General features: G+C 68.3%; 21 protein-coding genes. 8 read left to right on the plus strand and 13 right to left on the minus strand.

What is annotated here, in order from left to right:
- Positions 1 to 424: 424 nt before the first annotated feature.
- The 6 genes from proB to FNM00_RS07910 all read right to left on the minus strand — a co-directional run bounded on the left by proB (position 425) and on the right by FNM00_RS07910 (position 7,585).
- On the minus strand, positions 425 to 1,510 hold the full coding sequence (gene proB, locus FNM00_RS07885; RefSeq protein WP_143912907.1) for a glutamate 5-kinase: 1,086 nt from the start codon (positions 1,508 to 1,510) through the stop codon (positions 425 to 427).
- Positions 1,511 to 1,547: 37 nt separating this feature from the next.
- Positions 1,548 to 3,101 (minus strand): GTPase ObgE, encoded by a 1,554-nt coding sequence (obgE, locus tag FNM00_RS07890; RefSeq protein ID WP_185973046.1) that lies wholly within the window; start codon positions 3,099 to 3,101, stop codon positions 1,548 to 1,550.
- A gap of 83 nt (positions 3,102 to 3,184) precedes the next feature.
- Complete coding sequence (rpmA, locus tag FNM00_RS07895; RefSeq protein WP_087625555.1) at positions 3,185 to 3,439, minus strand: 50S ribosomal protein L27; 255 nt, start codon at positions 3,437 to 3,439, stop codon at positions 3,185 to 3,187.
- Between the two features lie 12 nt (positions 3,440 to 3,451).
- On the minus strand, positions 3,452 to 3,760 hold the full coding sequence (rplU, locus tag FNM00_RS07900) for a 50S ribosomal protein L21 (RefSeq protein WP_143912908.1): 309 nt from the start codon (positions 3,758 to 3,760) through the stop codon (positions 3,452 to 3,454).
- A gap of 81 nt (positions 3,761 to 3,841) precedes the next feature.
- Entirely contained in the window at positions 3,842 to 6,646 is a 2,805-nt protein-coding gene (locus tag FNM00_RS07905) for an Rne/Rng family ribonuclease (RefSeq protein ID WP_246065117.1), read from the minus strand.
- Positions 6,647 to 6,808: 162 nt separating this feature from the next.
- Positions 6,809 to 7,585, minus strand: a complete 777-nt coding sequence (locus tag FNM00_RS07910) for a TIGR03936 family radical SAM-associated protein (protein WP_143912910.1) — start codon at positions 7,583 to 7,585, stop codon at positions 6,809 to 6,811.
- A 153-nt stretch (positions 7,586 to 7,738) separates the two neighbouring features.
- Between FNM00_RS07910 and FNM00_RS07915 the strand changes: the two genes are divergently transcribed.
- Complete coding sequence (locus tag FNM00_RS07915; RefSeq protein WP_185973047.1) at positions 7,739 to 8,917, plus strand: MFS transporter; 1,179 nt, start codon at positions 7,739 to 7,741, stop codon at positions 8,915 to 8,917.
- Positions 8,918 to 8,974: 57 nt separating this feature from the next.
- Here FNM00_RS07915 and FNM00_RS07920 read toward each other — a convergent pair whose 3' ends face one another.
- The gene (locus FNM00_RS07920) at positions 8,975 to 10,906 is read right to left on the minus strand and encodes a TIGR03960 family B12-binding radical SAM protein (RefSeq protein ID WP_143912912.1); all 1,932 of its coding nucleotides are present in this window, start codon (positions 10,904 to 10,906) and stop codon (positions 8,975 to 8,977) included.
- Positions 10,907 to 11,113: 207 nt separating this feature from the next.
- Between FNM00_RS07920 and FNM00_RS07925 the strand changes: the two genes are divergently transcribed.
- Together FNM00_RS07925 and FNM00_RS07930 are read left to right on the plus strand one after the other, a co-directional pair.
- Positions 11,114 to 11,743, plus strand: coding sequence for a hypothetical protein (locus tag FNM00_RS07925; RefSeq protein ID WP_143912913.1), 630 nt, complete (start codon positions 11,114 to 11,116; stop codon positions 11,741 to 11,743).
- A gap of 145 nt (positions 11,744 to 11,888) precedes the next feature.
- On the plus strand, positions 11,889 to 12,821 hold the full coding sequence (locus tag FNM00_RS07930; protein ID WP_143912914.1) for a hypothetical protein: 933 nt from the start codon (positions 11,889 to 11,891) through the stop codon (positions 12,819 to 12,821).
- 83 nt (positions 12,822 to 12,904) lie between these two features.
- Here FNM00_RS07930 and ndk read toward each other — a convergent pair whose 3' ends face one another.
- Positions 12,905 to 13,312 carry a nucleoside-diphosphate kinase gene (gene ndk / locus FNM00_RS07935; protein WP_143912915.1) on the minus strand — a complete coding sequence of 136 codons (408 nt, stop codon included), beginning with the start codon at positions 13,310 to 13,312 and terminating at the stop codon, positions 12,905 to 12,907.
- A 55-nt stretch (positions 13,313 to 13,367) separates the two neighbouring features.
- The gene (locus FNM00_RS07940) at positions 13,368 to 14,504 is read right to left on the minus strand and encodes a serine hydrolase domain-containing protein (RefSeq protein ID WP_143912916.1); all 1,137 of its coding nucleotides are present in this window, start codon (positions 14,502 to 14,504) and stop codon (positions 13,368 to 13,370) included.
- A 136-nt stretch (positions 14,505 to 14,640) separates the two neighbouring features.
- On the opposite strand from FNM00_RS07940, the gene FNM00_RS07945 reads away from it, so the two are divergent.
- The 5 genes from FNM00_RS07945 (at position 14,641) to FNM00_RS07965 (ending at position 20,707) form a co-directional block, all read left to right on the plus strand.
- A complete protein-coding gene (locus FNM00_RS07945; protein WP_143912917.1) occupies positions 14,641 to 16,329 on the plus strand; it encodes a glycoside hydrolase family 13 protein in 1,689 nt (562 codons plus the stop codon).
- Positions 16,330 to 16,445: 116 nt separating this feature from the next.
- Entirely contained in the window at positions 16,446 to 17,765 is a 1,320-nt protein-coding gene (locus tag FNM00_RS07950) for an extracellular solute-binding protein (protein ID WP_143912918.1), read from the plus strand.
- The gene (locus tag FNM00_RS07955; protein ID WP_205197686.1) at positions 17,762 to 18,694 is read left to right on the plus strand and encodes a carbohydrate ABC transporter permease; all 933 of its coding nucleotides are present in this window, start codon (positions 17,762 to 17,764) and stop codon (positions 18,692 to 18,694) included. The genes FNM00_RS07950 and FNM00_RS07955 overlap by 4 nt, the downstream gene beginning before the upstream one ends.
- A 5-nt stretch (positions 18,695 to 18,699) precedes the next feature.
- Positions 18,700 to 19,545 carry a carbohydrate ABC transporter permease gene (locus FNM00_RS07960; protein WP_143912919.1) on the plus strand — a complete coding sequence of 282 codons (846 nt, stop codon included), beginning with the start codon at positions 18,700 to 18,702 and terminating at the stop codon, positions 19,543 to 19,545.
- A gap of 4 nt (positions 19,546 to 19,549) precedes the next feature.
- Positions 19,550 to 20,707, plus strand: a complete 1,158-nt coding sequence (locus tag FNM00_RS07965; RefSeq protein ID WP_143912920.1) for an ABC transporter ATP-binding protein — start codon at positions 19,550 to 19,552, stop codon at positions 20,705 to 20,707.
- Between the two features lie 82 nt (positions 20,708 to 20,789).
- Here FNM00_RS07965 and FNM00_RS07970 read toward each other — a convergent pair whose 3' ends face one another.
- From FNM00_RS07970 to FNM00_RS07985, 4 genes are read right to left on the minus strand one after another with little or no spacing between them, the layout of a single operon-like run.
- Positions 20,790 to 21,641 (minus strand): ParB N-terminal domain-containing protein, encoded by an 852-nt coding sequence (locus FNM00_RS07970; RefSeq protein WP_143912921.1) that lies wholly within the window; start codon positions 21,639 to 21,641, stop codon positions 20,790 to 20,792.
- 14 nt (positions 21,642 to 21,655) lie between these two features.
- Complete coding sequence (locus FNM00_RS07975; RefSeq protein WP_143912922.1) at positions 21,656 to 22,279, minus strand: metallophosphoesterase family protein; 624 nt, start codon at positions 22,277 to 22,279, stop codon at positions 21,656 to 21,658.
- Positions 22,280 to 22,325: 46 nt separating this feature from the next.
- Positions 22,326 to 22,670 (minus strand): DUF4233 domain-containing protein, encoded by a 345-nt coding sequence (locus tag FNM00_RS07980; RefSeq protein ID WP_246065118.1) that lies wholly within the window; start codon positions 22,668 to 22,670, stop codon positions 22,326 to 22,328.
- Positions 22,667 to 24,013 carry a bifunctional folylpolyglutamate synthase/dihydrofolate synthase gene (locus FNM00_RS07985; RefSeq protein ID WP_143912923.1) on the minus strand — a complete coding sequence of 449 codons (1,347 nt, stop codon included), beginning with the start codon at positions 24,011 to 24,013 and terminating at the stop codon, positions 22,667 to 22,669. The genes FNM00_RS07980 and FNM00_RS07985 overlap by 4 nt, the downstream gene beginning before the upstream one ends.
- Between the last annotated feature and the right edge of the window lie 123 nt (positions 24,014 to 24,136).

Genomic DNA, 24,136 nt, shown 5'->3' on the forward strand with positions numbered 1-24,136 from the left:
AACTGGCAGTAAACTGTCTCGGAATCGAGACACCCCACACGAATGCAGGATGCCTAATTAATTCAAAAAATCGTCGACTAAATGACACACTGTTGAGTTATCAAACATCAGACGCACACCAACGACCGGCCTTCATTCGAAGGCTGTCGAAAGCAGCTTGTCTATCCTAGACCATCATATCCAGCGAACCAAATCGCCTTCTTGTGATCGCACCCCCCGTTGTCAGCGGCTAGTTTCCGGACCCCCCACAGGGCTCCTGGCGTTAACCGTTTCGGTTGAGGTGGTTCTGAGGCCGAGCCCCCGGCCTTTCGGCCTTGCGCTCCGTCGCTCTCAGCAACAAGAAGAACATTACACACCCCCTCCAAGGCCCTCGGCAGGGGGGTACCCCCTTTGCCGAAATGCCCTGGAACCGCAGCTCGATCAGCTAGAGGACCACGAGATCGTCCCGGTGGACGACCTCGCGCTCGTACTCCGGACCGAGAGCCGCGGCGAGGTCACGGGACGAGCGACCGACCATCGCGGGAAGCTCCGTCGCGTCGAAGTTGACCAGCCCCCGGGCCACGACGGTGCCGCCGAGCCCCACCAGGTCGACCGGGTCGCCCGCGCTGAACGTGCCCTCGACACCGCTCACACCCGCGGCCAGTAACGAGGCCTTGCCCTGGGTGATCGCGCGGACCGCACCGTCATCGAGCACCAGGCTGCCCTTGGTCTCGCTCGCGTGAGCCAACCACAGGAGCCGGGCCGGCCGACGCTTGCCGGTCGGCTCGAACCGTGTACCCACCGGTTCGTCGGCCAGCGCCTCGTGTGCCTGGGCGGCATTCGTCAGCAGGACCGGGACGCCGGCCGCCGTCGCGATCCTCGCGGCCTCGATCTTGGTGACCATCCCGCCGGTGCCGACCGCAGACCCCACCCGCGTCACGTCGACCTCGACCAGATCGTCCTCGCCGCCCACGCGCTCGATCCGCACCGAATCGGGTAGCGACGGATGTCCCGTGTAGAGCGCGTCGACATCCGACAGCAGCACCAGACGATCGGCGTGGACCAGGTGCGCGACCAGCGCGGCCAGCCGGTCGTTGTCGCCGAAACGGATCTCCGATGTGGCGACGGTGTCGTTCTCGTTGACCACGGGGACGATGCCGAGCTCGAGCAGCTTGGCGAAGGTCTGGTGCGCATTGCGGTAATGGCTCCGGCGGGTGACGTCGTCGATCGTCAACAGCACCTGGCCGACTCGCAGCCCGTATTCGGCGAAGCTGCGCGCGTAGAACTCCAGCAGAGCGCCCTGGCCCACGCTGGCCGCCGCCTGCTGCGTCGCCAGGTCGCGGGGACGTGCCCCCAACCCGAGCGGGCCGAGCCCGGCGGCGATCGCCCCCGAGCTCACCAGCACGACCTCGTCGCCGCGGCCCCGCGCCTCCACGAGGGCGTCGACCAACGGACCGATCGCGGCGTGATCGAGATGGCCGTCGTCCGTGGTCAAGGACGAGGACCCGACCTTGACGACGACACGGCTCATGCCGGCACCGCCTCGAAGAACACCTCGCTGCGCTCGCTCATGAGGACTGCTCCTCGTCGAGGTCGTACTCCTCATCGGCCGACCACGCCAGATCCTCGTCCAGCTCGGGCTTCGGCGGCGGCTGCTCGCCGCGTGCCCGCGCCTCGCGCGCCTCGATCTCCCACGCGCGCTTCGCGGCGAGCTGTTCGCGGCGCTCCTTGTTGGTGCGACGCGTGCTCGGGTCGATGCGCAGATCCTCGCCACGGCGGCCCAGCACCTCCGCGCCGGCGGCGATCGTCGGATCGAAGTCGAACACGACCGCGTCATCGACATCACCGATGACGACATCGTCGCCGGGCTCAGCACCGCGGGCGAGCAGCTCCTGCTCGACGCCGAGCCGGTTGAGCCGATCGGCCAGGAAGCCGACGGCCTCGTCATTGGAGAAATCGGTCTGCCGGACCCAGCGGGTGGGCTTGTCGCCGTGGACGAACCACTGACCGCCCTGTTCGACGATCGTGAAGTCCCGGTCGACACCTTGCGGAGCCGGCGGCCGCAGCACGATCCGCGTCGCCTCGACCCCGGGAGCGGCGGCGCGCCGCGCCTGGACGATCTCGGCCATCGCGAAGGACAGCTCCTTCAAGCCGGCGTGGCTGGCGGCGGAGATCTCGAAGACCTCCAGATCCCGCGCTCGCAGATCGGCGCGCACGAAGTCCGCGATCTGCTGAGCATCGGGGACGTCGACCTTGTTCAGCGCGACCAACCGGGGGCGATCGGACAGGTCGACCCCAGCGAGCTCGCCGTACCGCGCGAGCTCGTTCTCGATGACATCGAGGTCGGTGAGCGGATCGCGCCCGGGCTCCACCGTGGCGCAGTCGATGACGTGCACGAGCGCCGCGCAGCGCTCGACATGACGCAGGAAGTCATGGCCGAGGCCGCGGCCGTCGCTCGCCCCCTCGATCAGCCCCGGCACATCGGCCACGGTGAACGTGGTCGACCCGGCCCGCACGACGCCCAGATTCGGCACCAGGGTGGTGAACGGGTAGTCCGCGATCTTCGGACGGGCCCGAGAGAGCGCCGCGATGAGACTGGACTTGCCCGCCGAGGGGAAGCCGATCAGTCCGATATCCGCCACGACCTTCAACTCGAGACGGACCGTGCGCTGCTCGCCGGGCTCGCCCTTGAGCGCGAAGCCGGGCGCCTTGCGCTTCGACGAGGCGAGTGCGGCATTGCCCAGGCCTCCGCGGCCGCCCGCCACGATCACCAGCTCGGTGCCCGCGCCAACGAGATCGGCGATGACCTCCCCGTCCTCGTCACGCACCACGGTGCCGTCGGGGACGCTCAGCACGAGGTCCTCGCCATTGGCGCCGCTGCGGTTCGAGCCCGCACCCTGGGCGCCGTTGGTGGCCCGGCGGTGCGGCTCATGGTGATAGTCGATCAAGGTCGTGACATCGGGGTCGACACGGATCACGACGTCGCCGCCATGACCGCCGTTGCCGCCATCGGGGCCACCGAGCGGCTTGAACTTCTCACGGTGCACCGAGGCGACGCCGTGACCACCGTTCCCGGCCTGGACGTGCAGCGTCACGTGGTCGACGAAGGTGGGGATGGCCATCGATGCTCCTCAGCGGGTGATGAATGAGACAAGGGGCAGCCCGCGTGCGCGGACTACCCCTTGTCGACGTGAGTGGTGGAAGGTCACTCAGCCGTCACGATATTGACGACCTTACGACCACGCTTGGTGCCGAACTCGACCGCACCGGCCGAGAGGGCGAACAGCGTGTCGTCGCCGCCACGGCCGACGTTGACGCCGGGGTGGAAGTGGGTGCCGCGCTGCCGGACGATGATCTCGCCGGCGTTGACCTGCTGGCCGCCGAAGCGCTTCACGCCGAGGCGCTGCGCATTGGAGTCGCGGCCGTTCTTGGTGGACGAAACGCCCTTCTTGGATGCCATGTCGCGAGCCCCTTACTTCTCGATACCGGTGATCTTGACCTGGGTGTACTTCTGACGGTGCCCCTGGCGCTTCTTGTAACCGGTCTTGTTCTTGTACTTCTGGATGACGATCTTGGGGCCCTTGGTGGCACCGAGCACCTCGGCGTTCACCGTGACCTTGGCGAGCGCGTCGGCAGCCGACGTCACATCGTCGCCGTCGACCAGCAGCACTGCGGGGAGCGTGACGCTGTCACCCTCAGTCGCCTGGACCTTGTCGATCTCGATGACGTCGCCGACCGCGACCTTGGCCTGGCCGCCGCCATTGCGCACGATTGCGTACACCACGGAATCCTCACTCAAATGTCTGTCTGGGGTGCGCGAGACGCGCACGGACCGGCGCGCACGGCGCACCGACTGTCTAGTTTACTGACCCGATCCATCCTCGGTCAAAACGGGTCCTGATTCGGCTGGTTCCGTGGGCGGAACCACCGGGTCTGGGGCCGACGCCGGCCGAGTGGCCGCGCGTCGCCGGGTCGTGCTCTTGACGACCGGCTTGGCCGGTGGCGCGGGCGCGACGGGCGGCGTGGCCGCCTCCTCGGCCGCCTGCTGGACGTCCTCGGCCACCTGCTCGGCGTCCTCGGTCTTCGGCTCGTCCAGCGGCAGCTGCTCGGCCTTGGGGCGCGCCGCCGAACGGCGACCACGGGCCCGGGTCGTCGAACCGCCAGCGGGCTCCTCCGCCGGTGCGACGGGCTCGTCGGCGGGGCCAGCGGCCTCGGCCGGCTCCTGCGCGGGCGGCTCCTGCGCGGCATCGGCCGGAGCCGACTTCTTGGCCCTGCTCCTGGCGGCGCTCTTCTTGCGCGGTGCCGGGCGGTCCTCGGCGTCGGCGGAGGTGGACTCCTGCGGCACCTCGGCGGCGCTCTCGTCCTTCACCGCCTCGGGCACGGTGTCCGGCTGGGTCTGTGTGGTGTTCTCGGTCGACCCACCGCGCTGCTTGCCCTTGCCGCCGCGCTTGTTCTGCTGCGAGGTCTCCGCCGGAGCATCCTCGTCGCGCTTGGGCGCGGAGTCGTCCTGGCCCTTGGAGCCGCCGTTCTGCTTGCCCGCGTCCTGCTGGCTGCCCTCGGACTGATCACCGTTACCGTTGCCACGGCCCTTGCCCCCGCGGTTGCCGCGACGGCGCCGCGCGTCGTCCTTCTTGGCCTCGACCGGCTCGTCGGCGATCACGACGCCGCGGCCCTTGCAGTGCTCGCACTCGTGGCTGAACGACTCGAGCAGACCCGTGCCGATGCGCTTGCGCGTCATCTGCACCAGACCGAGCGAGGTGACCTCGGCGACCTGGTGGCGCGTACGGTCACGGCCCAGGCACTCCACGAGCCGGCGCAGGACCAGGTCGCGGTTGCTCTCCAGGACCATGTCAATGAAGTCGACGACGATGATGCCGCCGATATCGCGCAACCGGAGCTGGCGGACGATCTCCTCGGCCGCCTCCAGATTGTTCTTGGTGACCGTCTCCTCGAGGTTTCCGCCCGAGCCGGTGAACTTGCCGGTGTTGACGTCGACGACGGTCATCGCCTCGGTGCGGTCGATGACGAGGGAGCCGCCCGAGGGCAGGTGCACCTTACGATCCAGCGCCTTGTGGATCTGCTCGTCGAGGCGGTACTCGCTGAAGACGTCGTTGTCCCGGGTCCAGCGCTCGAGCCGGTCCTCCAGGTCGGGTGCCACGTGGTCGACATAGCCGTGCACCATGTCCCAGGCATCGTCGCCCTGGACGACGAGCTTGGCGAAGTCCTCGTTGAACAGGTCGCGGACGACCTTGATCATCAGATCGGGCTCGGAATACAGCAGCGTGGGCGCCGATCCGCCGCCCTGGGACTTGCGCTCGATGTCCTCCCAGCGCGCGCTCAGCGCCTGCACGTCACGCGTCAGCTGGTCCTCGGTCGCGCCCTCGGCGGCCGTGCGCACGATGACGCTCGCGTTCTCGGGCAGGACCTCCTTGAGCAGGCCCTTCAACCGCGAGCGCTCCGCATCGGGGAGCTTGCGGCTGATGCCGTTGCTGCCGCCACCGGGCACGTAGACCAGGAAGCGTCCGGCGAGACTGATCTGGCTGGTCAGCCGGGCACCCTTCTGGCCGATCGGGTCCTTGGTGACCTGCACGAGCACCGTCTGACCGGGCTGGAGGGCGTCCTCGATCTTGCGCTGTTTACCGTTCTCGACGCCCGACCAGTCGACCTCGCCGGCGTAGATCACCGCATTGCGGCCCGCTCCGATATCGACGAAGGCGGCCTCCATGCTCGGCAGCACGTTCTGCACGCGGCCGAGGTAGACATTGCCGATGATCGAGACCTGCGACTCGCGCGCCACATAGTGCTCCACCAGGACGCGGTCCTCGAGGACGGCGATCTGGGTGTAGTCCTCGCGCTGGCGCACCACCATCTCGCGGGCGACCGACTCACGGCGGGCGAGGAACTCCGCCTCGGAGACGATCGGCGCGCGACGCCGTCCGGCCTCGCGGCCCTCGCGGCGGCGCTGCTTCTTGGCCTCCAGTCGGGTGGACCCGGTGACTCCCGTGATCTCGTCCTCGGCACTGCGACCCTCACGCACCTTGACCACGGTGTTCTCCGGGTCATCGGGCGACTTGTCGGCGCCCTCACCCGCCCGAGCGCGGCGGCGACGACGGCGGCTGCCCGAGCCGTTGTCATTGCCGTTGTCGTCATCATCGGACGAGTCGGCGCCGTCATCGGACGCCTCGGTCTCGTCGCTCGTGTCCTCGGAGTCGTCTCCGCCCTTGCGGCGCCGGCGACCCCCGCGACTGCGACGACGACGCTTGGGCTGCTCGTCGTCGGAGTCGTCATCATCGTCATCGGTGTCCTCATCGGAGGACTGCGGCTCGGGAGCCGGCTTCGGCTTGGGTGGGGCGAGCTCAGCCGGCGGGGCCTGGAACATCGCCGCCGTCGCGGCCGCCTTGCCGGCGCCGGCCTCCGGAGCAGCCGTTCGTTCCGGCGCAGCGTCCTCCGGCTCCGGTCGCGGAGCGGGCTCCGGGGCACTCTGCGCGGAAGGAGCCGCGAAGATATCGGTGCTCAGCGCCGAGGGCGGGCCGGCCGCCCGGCCGGCCGCTCGGCGCCGGGTACTGGTGGAATCTGTCGCCTCACCGCTCGTCTCCTGCTCCGGAGTCTGTTCATCCGGCGCCTGGGGCGCGGGCGTGGTCGAAGTGTCGTTGTCATCGTCGAGCATGTGCTCTCCTTCGCCCGGAGACGCCATGCGTGCCCCGGGCCTGGGGTCAACGGTCCGCCAAGGACCGACAAGTCTGTCGAGATCCCGGTGCGCGAGCACCGAGGAACGCCGTCCGGCCTGTCACGATGACGACCACCTCGGCCCGCCGCGGTCGGCTTCCGGTCAGGAAGCGTCGCGGTCGTGAGCGAGAGGATCGCCGACCGAGCCGGTCGTCGCGTCAAGCGGGCCCTGGGCCAGGCGAGTCGCCACGGGTGTCAACCCGGTGCCCAGTCCACACTCGGAGCGCAGACCGACGAGTACGTCGTCCGGTCGCACGGACGGTGTGCCGTGCCGCACGACCAGATCCAGTATCGCACACGTCGCATCATCGGGATCGGCCTCAGTGGCCAACGCCACGATCGACGCGCGGATGTCGAAGGTCCGCGGACCCTTCTTCATCATCCGCTCGACGAGCAGTTCATCGCGCGATAACAAGGTCTCGACCGGCCCCTCGACCTCGTGGGCCGAGAGCCCGGGGAGCCGGATGCTCCACCTGCTCCCCTCGAGCCGATCGGCCAACGCACCGGGCGTGGCGACCACCACGTCCAGCACGTCCAAGCCATCGGGAAGCGCCTCATCGAGCCGGTCGCCCACCTCACGTGGATCGAGCGGACGAGTCACTCCGATCTCGAGGTACTCCGCCTCGCTCGCCGCCCCGGTGGGCGAGGCGCCCGCATAGGAGATCTTGGGATGCGGGGTGAAACCCGAGCTGTAGCCGATCGGAAGACCCGCGCGCCGCACCGCTCGTTCGAAGGCGCGGCCGAAGTCACGATGGCTGGTGAAGCGCAGACGGCCGCGTTTGGCATAGCGGATGCGGAGCTTCTGCACGATCGGCAGCTGTGGGTTGGGGGCCTCGGGATTGGGCGTCCCCTGCAACGTGGTGCTGCCGTCCTCGCTCATGCCTGCACCGCCCGAAAAGAGCCACGGTAGGCCGAAGCCGACATGAGAAGCCCCATCGGTCGCTCGCTGCGCTCGATCATGCCGCCAGCCTAACGATAGAGGCGACAGACCCCGCTCGCCCCGCAGCCGAACGCAAGGAGTTCAATGGCATCGATGTCCACCTCCCGCGGCCGCGTCCTCGTCGGCGCCTCCATCATCCTGCTCGCCCTGAATCTGCGCGTCGCCGTCGGCAGCGTCGGCGTGGTCATGAGCTCACTGCAGGAGGATCTCGGGCTCTCTCCCACCGCGGCCGGTCTGCTGACCACGCTGCCGATGGTCTGTTTCGCGGTCTTCGGCTTGGCGACAGACAGCATCGTCCGCCGGATCGGTCTGCACCGGACCGTGGTCCTCGCCCTCATCGCGATCACCATCGGACTCGCCCTGCGAGCCTTCGCCGACGGGCCGGCGCTGTTCTTCGCGATGTCCTTCCTCGCGCTCTCCGGCGCGGCCCTCGGCAATGTGTCCCTCCCGCCGCTGGTGAAGGTCCACTTCCCGGACCGCATCGCGCTGATGAGCGCCCTCTTCGGCGCGGCGCTCATGGGCAGCGGCACCATCTCGTCCCTGGTGTCCGTCCCGGTCTCCCAAGGCCCCGGTGGCTGGCGCCTGGCGGTCGGCATGTGGGCGGGGCTCGCCGCGATCACCCTGCTGCCTTGGCTCCGCCTCATCGGCCACGATGTCAAGACCAAGATCGGGGGCGCCGGCGGCCTTCCGGCCTCCGCGGTGATCCGGTCACCGCTCACCTGGGCGATGCTGCTGTGCTTCGGCGCTCAGTCCGGTGGCGCCTATGCCCAGTTCGGGTGGTTCGCCCAGATTCTCGCGGACGGCGGGGTCGACGCCACGACCGCGGGCCTGATGCTGAGCCTGTTGACCGCCGTGGGCATGCCGATGACGCTGGCGCTCCCCTGGCTGATCCGCCGCTGGGGCCAGACCCCGCTCCTGCCGTTGTGCTTCGGCGGCGTCACGACCATGGGCTGGCTCGGCGTCCTCGTGGCCCCCAGCCAAGCGCCCGCGGCGTGGGCGGTGCTGCTGGGCCTGGGCGGCGGCGCCTTCACCTGGGTGCTCGCGATGATCGGCTACCGCACGAGGACGGCGGCGGGAACGAGCACCCTGTCGGCGATGACCCAGGGCCCGGGATATCTCGTCGGCGCGATCTCCCCGTTCTTCACCGGCCTCCTCCACGACCTGACGGGCAGCTGGAATGCCTCGCTGATCATGCTGGCGTGTGCCGGTGTCATCATCGCCATCACGGGCACCTACATCGCGCGTTCTGGACCGCTCGAGTCGCGGATCTGAGCACATCGCCTGCGGGCGCCCCGATAGTGATGCCACCCTGACATCACGTACGCAAGCTCAGACGACCGAGAGCGGCAGAAGCTTCTGGCCCGTGGGGCCGATCTGGATGTCGAGGTCCATCTGGGGGCAGACGCCGCAGTCGAAGCACGGGGTCCAGCGGCAGTCCTCGACCTCGACGGCACCCTCGGGATCGATCGCGTCCTGCCAGTCCTCCCACAGCCACTCACGGTCGAGGCCCGAGTCCAGATGGTCCCACGGGAGCACCTCGTCGTAGTCGCGCTCGCGGGTGGTGAACCAGTCGAGGTCGACACCGAGCGGCACGAGCTGCTCGGCCGCCCTCTCCGCCCAGCGGTCATAGCTGAAGTGCTCGCTCCAGCCGTCGAAGCGGCCACCGTCGCGCCATACGGCCTCGATGACCCGTCCGACGCGGCGATCGCCGCGCGAGAGCAGTCCCTCGATCGTGCCGGGCTTGCCGTCGTGGTAGCGGAAGCCGATCGCCCGGCCGAAGCGCTTGTCGCTCTGGACCGACGCGCGCAGCTTGCGCAGCCGCTCGTCGGTGGTCTCGTGGTCGAGCTGCGAGGCCCACTGGAAGGGCGTGTGCGACTTCGGCACGAAGCCGCCGATCGACACCGTGCAGCGGATGTCCTTGCGGCCCGACACCTCGCGCCCGGTCTCGATAACCCGTTTGGCGAGCTCACCGATCTGCAACACGTCCTCATCGGTCTCGGTCGGCAGACCGCACATGAAGTACAGCTTCACCTGACGCCAGCCGTGCGAGTAGGCCGCGGCCACGGTGCGGATGAGGTCCTCCTCGGACACCATCTTGTTGATGACCTTGCGCAGGCGCTCGCTGCCGCCCTCGGGGGCGAAGGTCAGACCCGAGCGGCGGCCTCCGCGGCTGAACTCGTTGGCGAGGGTGATGTTGAAGGCGTCGACACGCGTGGACGGCAGTGAGAGCGAGGTATTGGTGCCCTCGTAGCGGTCGCCGAGCTGCTGGGCGACATCGCCGATCTCCGAATGGTCGGCGCTCGACAAACTGAGCAGGCCGACCTCCTCGAAACCGGACTCCTTGAGCCCGTTGTCGACCATCTGGCCGATCGTCTGCAGTGAACGCTCGCGCACCGGACGGGTGATCATCCCGGCCTGACAGAAGCGGCAGCCGCGCGTGCAGCCGCGGAAGATCTCCACGCTGAAGCGCTCGTGGACCGTCTCGGCCAGCGGTACGAGCGGCTTCTTCGGGTACGGCCAGTCGTCGAGGTCCATCAGGGTGTGCTTGGCGACCGTCCACGGGATGCCCTCGCGATTCGGGGCGGTCTTCTCGATACGTCCGTCGGGCAGATAGCCGACATCGTAGAACTTGGGGATGTAGACGCCTCCGGAAGCCGCGAGACGGGCGAGCAGCTCGTCGCGTCCGCCGGGCCGGCCCTCGTCCTTCCACTCCCCGATGACCTCGCTGATGGCGAGCACGACCTCCTCGCCGTCGCCGAGGACGGCGGCATCGACGAAGTCGGCGATGGGCTCGGGGTTGAAGGCGCTGTGCCCGCCGGCGAGGACGATCGGATCGTCCTCGGTGCGGTCGACCGCGTGCAGGGGAATGCCCGCGAGGTCGAGCGCCGTGAGCAGGTTGGTGTAGCCGAGCTCCGTGGCGAAGCTGACGCCGAGGATGTCGAAGGCGGCGACCGGACGATGCGCGTCGACGGTGAACTGCGCGATGTCGTTCTCGCGCATGACCTTCTCCATGTCGGGCATCACGGCGTAGGTGCGCTCGGCCAGGATGTCGTCGCGCTCGTTGAGGACCTCGTAGAGGATCTGGACGCCCTGATTGGGCAGCCCGACCTCATAGGCGTCGGGGTACATGAGCGCCCAGCGGACGCGGGCGGAATCCCAGTCCTTGACGGTCGAGTTGAGCTCGCCGCCGATGTACTGGATGGGCTTGCTCACCGACGGCAGGAGGGGTTCCAGTCGTGGGAAGACAGACTCGACGGACATGCCTTCCAGGGTAGGCGGTGCCCCCACGGCGAAGAAATCCCCCGATCCCGCCGCCTCCCTCACTCGCGGCGGTAGGCCATCACCCCTACGTCCGGGGGTGGCGGTAACCGGTCAACGTCATCGCACGGCAGTGAGGTTGACCAGCTACCGCTACGGGTCGGCACGATGGGCTCCAGTGGTGGATAACGTCGAGGCTAGGCTCGTTGCGTGAGACGACGCCAGCGCCCGCCCCAGCCGTTCGCCGTCAGCTACGTGCCCATCGCCGCCGACGGCTCGCTCGATCAATGCCTGACGATCACCAACAACACCGAGGTCTCGGTGATGCCGACCCTGCGCTTCCGTCCGCACAATATGTACGGCATGGAGCTCCCCCACGTGACCACACGGGGCGTCAACGGCTCGCACGCCGGATGCGCCGTCCTGCCGGTCGGCGGGTCGCTACGCGACATCCTGCGCTTCGATGGACAGGGGTCCGATCAAGTGCGTCACGTGCAGGTCGAGCTGGCCGGCGCCGAGGAGATCGACCACCCGGCATTGGAGCATGACGTCACGGCCGTGATGATCGACCTGGACCAGAAGGCCACCGCCGATCCGGACCAGTTCTGGGGCATCGGCATCGTCAACGCCAATCCCTTCGGCGTGACGCTGCGTATCTCACTGGTAGCTCTGGAGGAGCGGGTTCGCCGCGACCAGCCGCGTCAGGTCACCGAGGCCGTCACGCTGCAGGAGGACATCGACATGGCCTCGGAGTCGAACCACGTCGTCTGGCTGCCCGACGACGTGCGCGGCCAGTTCCACGATGTCGTCCACCACCTCGTGCCGCCGACCTACGCCTGAGCGGGGGCCGCACCGCCGCGGTCGGGAACCGACGGGAGATGTGACTCGGTGGTCGTCCCGGCTACCGCAGAGTCACATCGTTCGTTATCCACAACGCGCGAGGTAGGGGATGGTCAGTTCGCGTTGCGGGCGAGAAGCTCTCGTCATGGAGACTGTTCTGCGGGCGAACGAGGCGAATCGACGCTGGGGGCGGGGGAAGGTCCGCCAGCTCATCGACACGGGCCACTGGCAACGACCGTGGCCCCGGGCCGTGGTGACGCACAACGGCCCGCTCAGTCGGCTCGAGACCATCGCCGTCGTCTGGCTCGCCGCGCCGCCGGGCGCGGTCGTCTCCGGCCTGACCGCTCTCGAACTCGACGAGCTCACCGGCTTCGACGACACGCGCGTCTTCCTCACGCTTCCCCAGGGCCGACGACCGACGACGCTGCCACCCACCGAGCTGCACTGGAGCACCTGCCTGGAGCCGGGCGTCGACGTCCATCCGGTGCGCGAGCCCCGTCGGACCACATTCGCCCGCAGCCTGGTGGACGCGGCCAGTCGGAGTACACATCAACGTCGCGTGCGGGTGCTGGTGATCGCGGCATTCCAGCAGGGTCTGGTCAACACCGACGCCGTGACAGAGGCCCTGGCGAGGCACGGCACATGCCGTCATCGAGCATTGATCATCGAATCCGTCCTCGACGCTCTCGGCGGCATCCAGTCATTACCGGAACGCGACTTCACCTGGATCTGGCGCGTCCTCGGCCTCGCCCGGCCCGCGCGCCAGCAGCGGGTCAAGGGCGCGGACGGCCGGTACTACCTCGACGTCTACTGGCGCGAACTCGATCTCGCCGTCGAGAGCCACGGCGCGCCACATCGCGCGGTCGAGCGCTGGGATGCCGACGTGGTCCGTGGCAATGAGGTCACGATCACCGGCAGCCGTGTACTGGTGTTCACCTCGTTCGCGATCCGGCACGATCGGGCCGTCGTCGCCGACCAACTGCTGCGAATGGCACGGCATTGCGGCTGGACCGGTCGGGCGTCGACGCGCGACGAGTTCCTGAACCTCGACGCCCTCGAACGCCATTCCGCCGCCTGATCCGGGCAGGCCCGCGGAGGATGTGAGGTCGCGGTCGTGCTAGCAACCGCGGAGTCACATCCTCCGTCACCCGGGGCGCTAGATCAGAGGTTCGGGAACCAGAGGGCCATCTCGCGGGCCGCGGACTCCTCGGAGTCCGAGGCGTGAACGAGGTTCTCGCGATTCGACAACGACAGGTCGCCGCGCACGGTGCCCGGCGCCGCGACGCGGCCATCCGTCGCGCCGTTGAGCGCGCGCACCACGGAGATCGCCTCATCGCCCTCGAGCACGAGAGCCACCAGCGGGCCGGAGACCGCGAACTCGCGCAACGGCGGATACCAGGGCTGATCGACGTGCTCGGCGTAGTGCGTGTCGGCCAGCTGTGCGTCGATCGAACGCAGCTCCATCGCCACCAGAGTCAGCCCCTTGGCTTCGTATCGCGAGAGGACATCGCCCACCAGACCACGGCGGACCGCGTCGGGCTTGATGAGAACGAGGGTGCGCTGTGTCATGCCCCGAACCTATCGCCCGGCCCGCGAGTCCAGGAGATCGGACCCGCTGCGAGGGTCAGAGATCGGCCGCGAGAATCGCCTCGACATAGGCCGCCGACCGGTTCGATCCGATGATGCCCGGGGCCATCTTGTTCATCACATAGGAGACCGTCAGGCCGCGATCGAGGAACATCACCGTCAACGAGCCACCCCAGCCGCCCCAGAAGCACGTCCGCTCGTCGGGGATGTACGGCAAGGTATCGGGTTCGGGCAATGCGAACCCGATACCGAACCTGAGCGGCACCCCGAGCACCAGGTCGACATTGCGCGACTGCTCCTCGAAGATCCGGTCGATCGTCGATGGCGAGAGCAGCTCGACGCCGTCGACCGTCCCGCCCAAGGTGATCGCCGAGAACGTCCGGGCCAGCGCACGCGCGTTGGTGTGCCCATTGAGCGCGCCCATGTCCGCCCGGCGCCAGGCCACGGTATTGGCGGCCGAGGCATCGGCGACGGGACCGGTGAAGGTCTTAACGACGGGAGAATCGGGATCCAGGCTCTCGAGGTCGAAGGGCAGCGGCGGCGGAGGCACGATCTCGGCGATGCGGTCGTCGTCCTCGGGCTGTGCCCCGATCTGCAGGTCCACCTCCAGAGGGGCGGCGATCTCCTCGGCGACGAACTGCTTGAGCATGCGGCCGTCGGTCCGCCGAATCACCTCGCCGAGCAGGTGGCCCTGATTGTTGGCGTGGTAACCCGAGGCGGTGCCCGGCTCCCACCAGGGCGCCTGCTCGGCGAGCCGCGAGGTCGCTGTGTCCCAGTCGTACATGTCGGTCACCACGAAGGGCTGCTCCCAGCCGGACACCCCCGAGGTGTGGGACATCAGCTGCCGGACCGTGACGGCGTCCTTACCGTTCTGCGCGAACTCCGGCCAGTACCGCGCGACCGGCGCATCGAGGTCGATCAGCCCGCGGTCCACGCACATGAGGACGGCCAGGGCGGTGATCTCTTTGGTCGTGGACCAGACGTTCACGATCGTGTCGCGCTCCCACGCGAGGGTCCGCGCGGCATTGCGGTGACCGCCCCAGAGATCGACGACGGTCTCGCCGTCCAGGTTCACCGCGATCGCGCCACCGAGCTCCTCTCCTGAGTCGAGATGTTCGGCGAAGACACGTCGCAGCTCCTCGAAGCGTTCGTCCTGGAATCCATCGACGGTCATGTGCATCCTCCCTCGGTGAACCGGCGCAAGCGTCGGAGGCAGTGATCCACATCACTGTCAGGAGGCAGACTAGCGATCCTCCACCCGATGGCGCGATGGTTAATCTGGACATCTCTGACGTCGGCCGGAGGACCACATGAGCACCTTGCCCTGGTGGCGCGACGCGGTGATCTATCAGATCTACCCTCGTTCCTTCGCCGATGCCGACGGGGACGGGATCGGCGATCTTCCCGGCATCACCGCACGACTCGAGCATCTCCGCGACCTGGGCGTCGATGCCCTCTGGCTGTCCCCCTTCTACGTCTCGCCGCAGCACGACGCCGGCTACGACGTGGCGGACTTCCGCGATGTCGACCCGCTGTTCGGCACCCTCGCGGACTTCGACGTGCTGCTGGACCGGGCCCACCGGCTCGGATTGCGCGTCATCGTCGACCTCGTGCCCAACCATTCGTCGAACGAGCATCCCTGGTTCCAGGCCGCACTCGCCGCTGCGCCCGGCAGCCCCGAGCGGGCGCGGTACGTCTTCCGCGACGGCCGAGGCGATCAAGGAGAGCAGCCACCCAACAACTGGGTCAGCAACTTCGGTGGTCCGGCCTGGACTCGCGTCACCGAACCCGACGGCCGGCCCGGTCAGTACTACCTGCATCTCTTCGACTCGTCTCAGCCGGACTTCGACTGGACGAATGACGAGGTGCGCGAGGAGTTCGAGAGCATCCTGCGGTTCTGGCTCGACCGCGGCGTCGACGGCTTCCGTGTGGACGTCGCGCACGGCCTCGTCAAAGCCCAGGGGCTGCCCGACGCGGATCTGTCGATCGACCCCCACGTCGACACCACGACGCTGCTGCCGATGTGGGACCAGCCCGGCGTCCACGACATCTATCGGCGCTGGCGGAGCATCGTCGACGACTACTCAGAGGATCTGGCGGACGTCTGGGGTGATGATGCCGACCGCGTGCTCTGCGCGGAGGCGTGGGTACAGCCCTCCGAGGCGCTCTCCCGCTACGTCCGCCCCGATGAGCTGCACCAGTCCTTCAACTTCGGCTATCTCATGACACCGTGGATCGCCGGGGAGCTGCGAGCCTCGATCGCGGACTCACTCGCCGCCACGGAGACGGTCGGCGCCCCGCAGACCTGGGTGCTGTCCAATCACGATGTCGTCCGGCATGCGTCGCGCTTCGGCTATCCCCAGCGGCCGGGACTGGCCCGGATGCCCGGTATCGGCGCCGACGACCCCCAGCCCGATGCCGAGCTGGGATTACGGCGCGCACGGGCCTCGACGGCCCTCATGCTCGCGTTGCCCGGCTCGGCTTACCTGTATCAAGGCGAGGAGCTCGGCCTCCCCGAGGCGACCCGTCTGCCAGACGATGCTCGTCAGGACCCCACCTGGGAACGCTCCGCGCACACCGACCGCGGCCGCGACGGCTGCCGCGTCCCCCTCCCCTGGTCGGCGAACGAACCCTCCTTCGGCTTCGGGCCGAGCGCCCTGTCCTGGCTACCCCAACCCGATGAGCTCGGCTCCCTCGCCGTCGATCGACAGGACGGCACCGAGGGGTCGACGCTGGAGCTGTACCGCAGGCTCCTGACACTGCGCCGGAGCCGCGGGCTGGGTCGCGGCGAGCTCTCCTGGATCGACGATCAGAACGGCGATGCCGTGGCCTTCCACATCAGATCCGGCGATCTCGACACGGTGGTCATCGCGAATCTCGGCCCGTCGACCCTCCCACTGCCAGAACACCTCACGCCCCTCGCGTCCAGCGGTCCGCTCGACGGCCAAGGGCTCCCTCCCGACACGACCGTCTGGTTGCACCACCCCCACCGCCCCTGAGAGTTGCGGCTCCCTGAGTTCTCTCCTAAGTTGAGAATCCGCTGTGGCGTCAGTCACAGGACCACCGGCGACGGGTTCACGGACGACCTAAGGGGCGATTCGATGGGACGCAGGACATGAGGCGTACGGGCGCCGCACTCCGCCGAACGCTGGGCGCCGCGGCCTGCGCGACCCTAGCGGTGTCATTCCTCGCCGCCTGCGGCGGAGACAGCGGCAAGCCCACACTCAACTGGTACATCAACCCCGACGGCCAGGAGACCCTCACGCAGCTCGCCGAGGACTGCAGCACCGACGACTACGACATCGCGATCCAGCTGCTCCCGGCCAGCGCCACCGATCAGCGGACCCAGCTCGCCCGCCGGCTGGCCGCCGGAGACAGCTCCACCGATCTGATGAGCCTCGACCCGGTCTTCGTTCCCGAGTTCGCCAATGCCGATTGGCTCCTGACCTTCGAGGACGACCTCGCCGACCAGGCCCTCGACGACGTTCTCGACGGGCCGGCGGACATCGTCCAGTGGAACGACCAGGTCGTCGCCGTGCCGCAGTGGGCGAACACGCAGGTGCTCTGGTACCGCAAGTCGCTCGCCGAGGCCGCCGGACTCGATATGTCTCAACCAGTCACCTGGGATCAGGTCATCGACGCCGCGGCCGACCAGGGCGGCACCGTCGGCGTGCAGGCCAACCGCTACGAGGCCTATGTCGTCTGGATCAACGCGATGATCCAAGGTGCCGGGGGCAATATCCTCGACCCGGACACCGTGGAGGACGGGCGCGACGCCAAGGTCACCATCGACTCCCAAGCCGGCAAGGACGCGGCGGCCGTCATCCAGAAGCTCGTCGACTCCGGCGCGGCCCAACCCGACCTCAGTACCTCCAATGAGGGCACCAGCCTGGGCCGGATGTTCCCCTCCGAAGGCCCCGGCTCGTTCATGGTCAACTGGACCTTCGTCTACTCCAACTACAAGGGACTCATCGGCCAGCCCGGCGGCCCCGCCGACGACGAGGCCTTCGAGGACCTCGGATGGGTCCGCTACCCGCAGACCGTCGAGGGCGAGGACTCCAAGCCTCCGATCGGCGGCATCGAGATCGGCGTCGGGGCCTTCACCGAGCACCCGGACTTCGCCCGGGAGGCGGCGCTCTGCGTCGCCAGTCCCGAGGCTCAGACCGCCCTGGCGGTCAACGACGGCTTCGCGCCGACCCGCGAGTCCGTCTACGACTCCCCCGAGCTGGCAGAGGCCTTCCCCGCAGATCTCCTGGAACTCCTCCGGGACAGTATCGATGAGGCTGGACCACGGCCCAAGAGCGCCTTCTACAGTCAGATCTCCAATGCGATCCAGTCTCGCTGGCACCCGCCGTCGAGCGTCAATCCCGACACCACACCCGAGCGTTCCGCCGCCTTCTTGAAGGCGGTCCTGCGAGGGGAGGCTCTGCTGTGACCACCACCGCCGAAACCTCGACGAAGCCGAGACGCGAGGCTCGCACGTCGGACAAGTCCCGGGCCGAGAACCGCCTCGCGATCAAACTCGTCGCCCCGGCCATCGCCCTGATGCTGCTCGTCACGGCTTTCCCGATGCTGCGGGCGTTGTACCTCTCGATGTTCGACTACACGCTCACGGCACCCGACGACCGTACCTTCGTGGGCTTCCAGAACTACCTCACCGCGCTGAGCGACCAGCTGTTCTGGCGCGACACCGCCAACACCGTGTTCATCATGGTGGTCACGGTCTTCTTCGAGCTGGTGATCGGCTTCGCCTTCGCGATGGTGATGCACAAGCTGATCTTCGCCCGCGGCCTCGTGCGCACCTCTATCCTCATCCCCTACGGCATCATCACCGTCGTCTCGGGCTTCGCGTGGCAGTTCGCCTTCTCCAACACGAACGGCTTCGTCAACAACTGGATCCCGTTCATGAACACCGACTTCAACTGGTTCGGTGACTATTGGTCCGCGATGGCCGCGATCATGGTGTCGGAGATCTGGAAGACCACGCCCTTCATGGCCCTGCTGCTGCTCGCCGGACTGGCCCAGGTGCCCGAAGACATGCTCGAGGCGGCCAAGGTCGACGGCGCGAGCTGGTGGCAACGGCTGTGGCGGGTGATCCTGCCGAATATGCGGGCGGCGATCATGGTCGCCGTGCTCTTCCGCGCACTGGACGCCTACCGCATCTTCGACAACATCTTCGTCATGACCAACGGCGCCCAGGGAACCGAGTCGATCTCCTTCCTCACCTACCGTCAGGTGATCGAGCAGTTCCAGCTCGGGATCGGATCGGCGCTCTCGGTCCTGCTGTTCCTGTCGGTGCTGGTGGTCGCCTTCGGCATCGTCAAGCTCTTCCGCGTCGATCTGTCAGCAGCCAGGCAGGGGTGAGCACCATGCGCAACGACACACTCAGCCGTATCGGCACCGCCCTCGGGCTCGCCCTCATCGTCATCTGGTGCCTGCTTCCGGTGGCCTGGATCGTCTCGCTGTCCTTCAAGAGCCAGGAGGCGGTCACCAACGGCAGTCCGGGGTTCTTCCCCTCAGGCGGAGGGGGCGCCGGGTGGCAAAACTACGTGGACGTGGTGAAGGATGACCAGTTCCGCCAGGCCATCTTCAACTCCATCGGCATCTGCCTCATCGCCACCGCGCTCTCCGTCGTGATCGCGACGCTGACTGCTTACGCGGTGGCCCGGCTGGAGTTCAAGGGCAAGAAGTTCGTCTTGACCACCGCGCTCGTGATCGCGATGTTCCCGGTGGTCTCCCTCGTCGGTCCGCTGTTCGACATGTGGCGCACGTTCGGGATCTACGACACCTGGGCCGGCCTGATCATCCCCTATATGTCGTTCACCCTGCCGCTGGCGATCTGGACTCTCTCGGCATTCTTCCGCGAGATCCCCTGGGAGATGGAGCAGGCCGCGCAGGTCGACGGCGCCACCGCCTGGCAGGCTTTCCGGCGGGTCATCGTCCCGCTGGCCGCACCCGGCGTGTTCACCGCGGCGATCCTGACCTTCTTCTTCGCCTGGAACGACTTCGTCTTCGGTATCTCGCTGACCTCCACCGAGCGGGCCCGGCCCATCCCGGCGGCGTTGTCCTTCTTCGTCGGGGACGATCCGTTCAACCGGCCGGCATCGCTGCTGGCCGCCGGTGCCGTCGTCGCGACGGTGCCCATCGTCCTCCTGGTCCTGTTTTTCCAGCGCAAGATCGTCGCCGGTCTCACCGCCGGCGCAGTGAAGGGTTGAGCTCATGGCAGCCATCGAGATGAAGAACATCGTCAAGCAGTACGGAGACGGCTACCCGGCGGTCAACGACGTGAGCATCGACGTCGCGGACGGCGAGTTCGTCATCCTGGTCGGGCCCTCGGGCTGCGGCAAGTCGACGCTGCTGCGGATGATCGTGGGGCTGGAGGACATCACCTCCGGCGACATGCTCATCGACGGCGAGCGGGTCAACGACCTCGCGCCCCGGGATCGCAATCTCGCGATGGTGTTCCAGAATTACGCGCTGTACCCGCACCTCACGGTCTACGAGAACATCGCCTTCCCACTGCGCCTCGCCAAGCGCAGCAAGGAGGAGATCGACGAGAAGGTCCGCGAGGCCAGCCGCACGCTCGACCTCGACGAGCACCTGGAGCGCAAGCCCGCCAATCTCTCCGGCGGTCAGCGCCAGCGTGTCGCGATGGGGCGGGCGATCGTGCGCGATGCTAAGGCGTTCCTGTTCGACGAGCCGCTGTCGAACCTCGACGCCAAGCTGCGCGGCCAGATGCGCACCGAGATCTCGCGGCTGCAGAAGCGGCTCGGCATCACCACCGTCTACGTCACCCACGACCAGACCGAGGCCATGACGCTCGGCGACCGGGTCGCCGTGATGAAGAAGGGCGTCCTGCAACAGCTCGCCTCACCCCGCGAGCTCTACGAGCAGCCGGCCAATCTCTTCGTGGCTGGCTTCATCGGATCCCCGCCGATGAACTTCCTGCCCGCCACGGTCGAGAACGGCCAGATCACGCTGCCCTTCGGCACCTTCCCGCTGCCCGCGGACAAGGCCGAGCGCGCGGCCGGCAAGGGCCTGCTGATGGCGGGCATCCGGCCGGAGCACTTCGAGGACGCCACGGTGCAGGCCGATGTCGACGAGTCGCGTACCTTCACCGCGCACATCGATGTCCGCGAGTGGCTCGGCGATCAGCAATACGCGTACGTGCCGTATGACGCCGAGCAGGAGGTGCAGGACCAGTTGCGCGAGCTGGCCCGTGAGGGCGATGGCGACTCGCTGCGCACGCAGCTCGTCGTCTCGCTGGACTCGGCGAGCCAGATCAGCGAGGACGACGAGGCGAAGCTGTCGATCGACACCGACAAGATTCACATCTTCGACCCCTCGACGGGAGAGAACCTCACCGTCGGCCTGTGAGGTGACCGCCGGTGGTTGAGTAGCCCCGTCCGCTCAGCGGGCGCGGCGCATCGAAACCACCACTCGTATATGGTGTCGAGACTCAGCGGCGGCGACGGGACTTGCCGCGGACAGCCTCCATGATCTCGGCATTCCACTCGTGCTCGCGGATGAGGCGGTAGCGCTCGCCCGCGACACGCAGGTAGGCGGCAGCGGGGCGTTCGTCGGGGCCGCGCACCCCCGCCTCCTCGATCATCTCCAGCACCGGCACGAACTCCTCGGCGTACCAGCGCTCGGCCATCGTCTTCTTGTCCATATAGGCGCCCTCGGCGTGCATCGTGCGGGTCGCCCACGCCTCGACCGTCTCGGCGATGATCCCGTAGTCGGTCGGCTCATCGACCGCCACCGCAGCCCGTGCCTCACCCGTGAACGGCACGCGTTCGAGCATGATCCGTCGCCAGTGCTTGCGTTCCAGGTCCTCACGACCACCGATGCCGACCGGCCGCAGGAAGGTGTCGATCGCGGTCACGCGGGCCTCGATGACCTTGAGCCCCATGCTGCGCGCGACCGAGACACGGTGGTGACCGTCACGCACGAAGTAGTAGTCCCCCACCTGATAGACGTCGATCGGCGGGATCTCCTCGCCCGTCCGGCTGGCGCGCGCCAGCCGCTCCCATCGCTGCCGGCTGCGTGTCGAGGTCGGACGGAAACGGCGATCGAAGTCCCGCATGCGATCCACCGAGCCGACGATCGCATCGAGAGGGATGACCTTGGTGCCGGCGTAGTGCTCGGCTCGGCGCCCCAGCGCCGCGACCACATCGTCGAAGGACATCGACTGAGTCGTGTCGGAGTCACCGCGCATCCGCGCGGCGAGCGATGACAGGACCTGATGGCGCCGCGCGCGCATGAAGTCGCTCTCGGCGTCGACGCGGGGTGACCCCGAACTGCTCACCATGAGAATCTCCTTGGTCAGGCGCTGCGTCCGGCTCCCGTGGACGGGGAGCCGACCGCCTGCGGTTCGATCTCCAGCACCGTCCAGGGGATGACATTGCGCACGAGGGTGTCGCCGAGCCGGCGATCGGGCTTGTTCATGCCGTAAGGGTGGATGTGGCCATGCAGGTGCCACGTGGGGGCCAAGGCATCGATGAGCTCGTGCAACGCCTCGATGCCCCGATGGGCCGGGTCGGGCTCATCGCCGAGACCCGACGGAGGGGCGTGCGTGAGCAGCACGTCGACGGGCCCGCCGGCGGCCTCGATCAGCCTCGCCACTCGACGCCGGTACTGCTCCTGCGTGTACTGATGCGCGCCATCGTTGTAGCGCACCGAGCCCCCGAGACCGGCTACGCGGAGTCCGCCGATGTCGACCACCCGGTCGTCGACCGAGACGAAGCCCGACGGAGCCGAACGCTCTCCACCGACCGGATCGTGGTTGCCCGGCACGCAGGCGGCGGGGACGCCCAGCGCGTCGGCGAGGGCCCCCAGGTAGTCCCAGGGCAGATCACCGGCAGAGAGGAGCAGACCGGCCCCGACCCGCGGCGCACGCGAGCGCGCGGCGGGTACCTCCTCATCGGCGACGACCAGCACGCGGACCATGTCACGAGAATACTCGCGTGAGCGCCGGTCGCCGAGGTCGTGAGAGTCAGGCCGGTGGTTCGTCGGCGGCCGCCCATCGGGCGCGATCGCTCTCGATCCGGCGTCCCATCCAGACGGCGGTGCCCCAGAGGGCCGCGAACATGAGACCGACGAGGAACATGATCGGCGTGATGAATCCGAGGGCGATCGCCGCGACCTGGATGGCGTGGCCGAGCCATTCGCCCACCGGCGTGCGCAACAGTCCCGCGGCGAGCAGGCAGGCGACCGCGAGACCCACGCCGATCGTGATGCCGAGTGCGGGGTCGAGGTCCTCGACCATGATCATGACCGGGGCCGAGAGCCCGAGGACGATCGACTCGAAGCACAGCACTGCCATCGCCAGGTGTTTCACGGACGTTCCTCCCCGGTCACACCGAGCAGTGTGCGCGCCTCTCCGACGGTCACGACGGACCCGGTGACGAGGACGCCGCCACTGCCGACCGCGTCTTCATAACCCTCGGCGGACTCGGCGCGGGCGATGCCCTCCTCGAGGGCCGCGTCGAGTCGGGGAGCAGAGGAGACGCGCTCCTCGCCGAAGATGTCCGCCGCGATCTGAGCGAGCTCGATGGCCGGCAACGAGCGATCCGAGGAGTTCTCGGTGGCGACGATATGGGCGAGCACCGGCTCGAGCTGACGCAGCATCTCCTCGACATCCTTGTCGCCCATCATCGCGACGACGCCGACGAGCGGACTGAAGCTGAACTCCTCCTGCACCGCGAGCAGCATCGTCTCGACACCGTGCGGATTGTGGGCGGCGTCGAGGAGCACGGCCGGGCCGCGTCGCACGACCTCGAGCCGGCCCGGCGAGCGAACCTCACCGAAGGCCTGGCGCACCAGATCGGGATCGAGCTCCTTGGCGCCCGTGAACGTCTCGACGGCGGCGAGCGCCAGGGCGGCATTACGTGCCTGGTGCTCGCCGTGCAGCGGCAGGAGGAGATTCTCGTAGCGTCCGCTGAGGCTCTGCAGCGTGAACTGCTGGCCGCCGACCGCCGGCACACGGCTCTCGACGCCGAAGTCGATCCCCTCGCGCACGACCGGCGCACCGACCTCTATCGCCCGGCGCATGAGCACGTCGAGCACCTCGGGCTGCTGGCCCGCGAGCACGGCCTGTCCGCCGGGCTTGATGATGCCGGCCTTCTCCACCGCGATCTGCTCGGGCGAGTCGCCGAGGTAGCGGGCGTGGTCGACACCGATCGGCGTCACGACGGCGACGCGGGCGTCGGCGACGCTCGTGGCGTCCCAACTGCCGCCCATGCCGACCTCGACGATCGCGGCATCCACCGGGGCGTCGGCGAAGGACGCATAGGCCATCGCGACCATGAGCTCGAAGAAGGAGAGCGGGTGCTCCTGCTGGTCGTCGATCAGCCGCGCGAAGGGCGCGACATCCTCATAGGCTCGGACGAACTCCTCATCGGTCAGCGGATCGCCGTCGATGCTGATGCGCTCGGTGATCGACTGCAGATGCGGGCTGGTGAACCGACCCGTCCGAAGCCCCAGCGCCCGCACCAGAGCGTCGATCATGCGGCTGGTGGTGCTCTTGCCGTTGGTGCCGGTCAGCTGGATCAGCGGCGTGGCGTCCTGCGGATTGCCGAGCAGCTCGCAGATCGCGCGGATACGGTCCAAGGAGGGCTCGAGCTTGGTCTCGGGCCAGCGGGCGAGCAGCTCTGCCTCGACCTCGCGCAGGGTGGGATTCATCCTCTCCAGCCTATCGCCCGCCTCGATCCTCCCCCTGGCCCGAACCGCGAGGGGGGGGGGGGGGGGGGGGGGGGGGGGGGGGGGGGGCGGGGGGGGGGGGGCGGGGGCGGGGGGGGGGCCGGT

Source organism: Aeromicrobium piscarium (assembly GCF_007421815.1).
Lineage (GTDB): Bacteria > Actinomycetota > Actinomycetes > Propionibacteriales > Nocardioidaceae > Aeromicrobium > Aeromicrobium piscarium.

Coding starts and splice junctions, on each gene's coding strand:
- proB (WP_143912907.1), bottom strand. CDS start 1,510: ATGAGCCGTGTCGTCGTCAAGGTCGGGTCCTCGTCCTTGACCACGGAC.
- obgE (WP_185973046.1), bottom strand. CDS start 3,101: ATGGCCATCCCCACCTTCGTCGACCACGTGACGCTGCACGTCCAGGCC.
- rpmA (WP_087625555.1), bottom strand. CDS start 3,439: ATGGCATCCAAGAAGGGCGTTTCGTCCACCAAGAACGGCCGCGACTCC.
- FNM00_RS07905 (WP_246065117.1), bottom strand. CDS start 6,646: ATGCTCGACGATGACAACGACACTTCGACCACGCCCGCGCCCCAGGCG.
- FNM00_RS07910 (WP_143912910.1), bottom strand. CDS start 7,585: ATGAGCGAGGACGGCAGCACCACGTTGCAGGGGACGCCCAATCCCGAG.
- FNM00_RS07915 (WP_185973047.1), top strand. CDS start 7,739: ATGTCCACCTCCCGCGGCCGCGTCCTCGTCGGCGCCTCCATCATCCTG.
- FNM00_RS07920 (WP_143912912.1), bottom strand. CDS start 10,906: ATGTCCGTCGAGTCTGTCTTCCCACGACTGGAACCCCTCCTGCCGTCG.
- FNM00_RS07930 (WP_143912914.1), top strand. CDS start 11,889: ATGGAGACTGTTCTGCGGGCGAACGAGGCGAATCGACGCTGGGGGCGG.
- ndk (WP_143912915.1), bottom strand. CDS start 13,312: ATGACACAGCGCACCCTCGTTCTCATCAAGCCCGACGCGGTCCGCCGT.
- FNM00_RS07940 (WP_143912916.1), bottom strand. CDS start 14,504: ATGACCGTCGATGGATTCCAGGACGAACGCTTCGAGGAGCTGCGACGT.
- FNM00_RS07945 (WP_143912917.1), top strand. CDS start 14,641: ATGAGCACCTTGCCCTGGTGGCGCGACGCGGTGATCTATCAGATCTAC.
- FNM00_RS07950 (WP_143912918.1), top strand. CDS start 16,446: ATGAGGCGTACGGGCGCCGCACTCCGCCGAACGCTGGGCGCCGCGGCC.
- FNM00_RS07960 (WP_143912919.1), top strand. CDS start 18,700: ATGCGCAACGACACACTCAGCCGTATCGGCACCGCCCTCGGGCTCGCC.
- FNM00_RS07965 (WP_143912920.1), top strand. CDS start 19,550: ATGGCAGCCATCGAGATGAAGAACATCGTCAAGCAGTACGGAGACGGC.
- FNM00_RS07970 (WP_143912921.1), bottom strand. CDS start 21,641: ATGGTGAGCAGTTCGGGGTCACCCCGCGTCGACGCCGAGAGCGACTTC.
- FNM00_RS07975 (WP_143912922.1), bottom strand. CDS start 22,279: ATGGTCCGCGTGCTGGTCGTCGCCGATGAGGAGGTACCCGCCGCGCGC.
- FNM00_RS07985 (WP_143912923.1), bottom strand. CDS start 24,013: ATGAATCCCACCCTGCGCGAGGTCGAGGCAGAGCTGCTCGCCCGCTGG.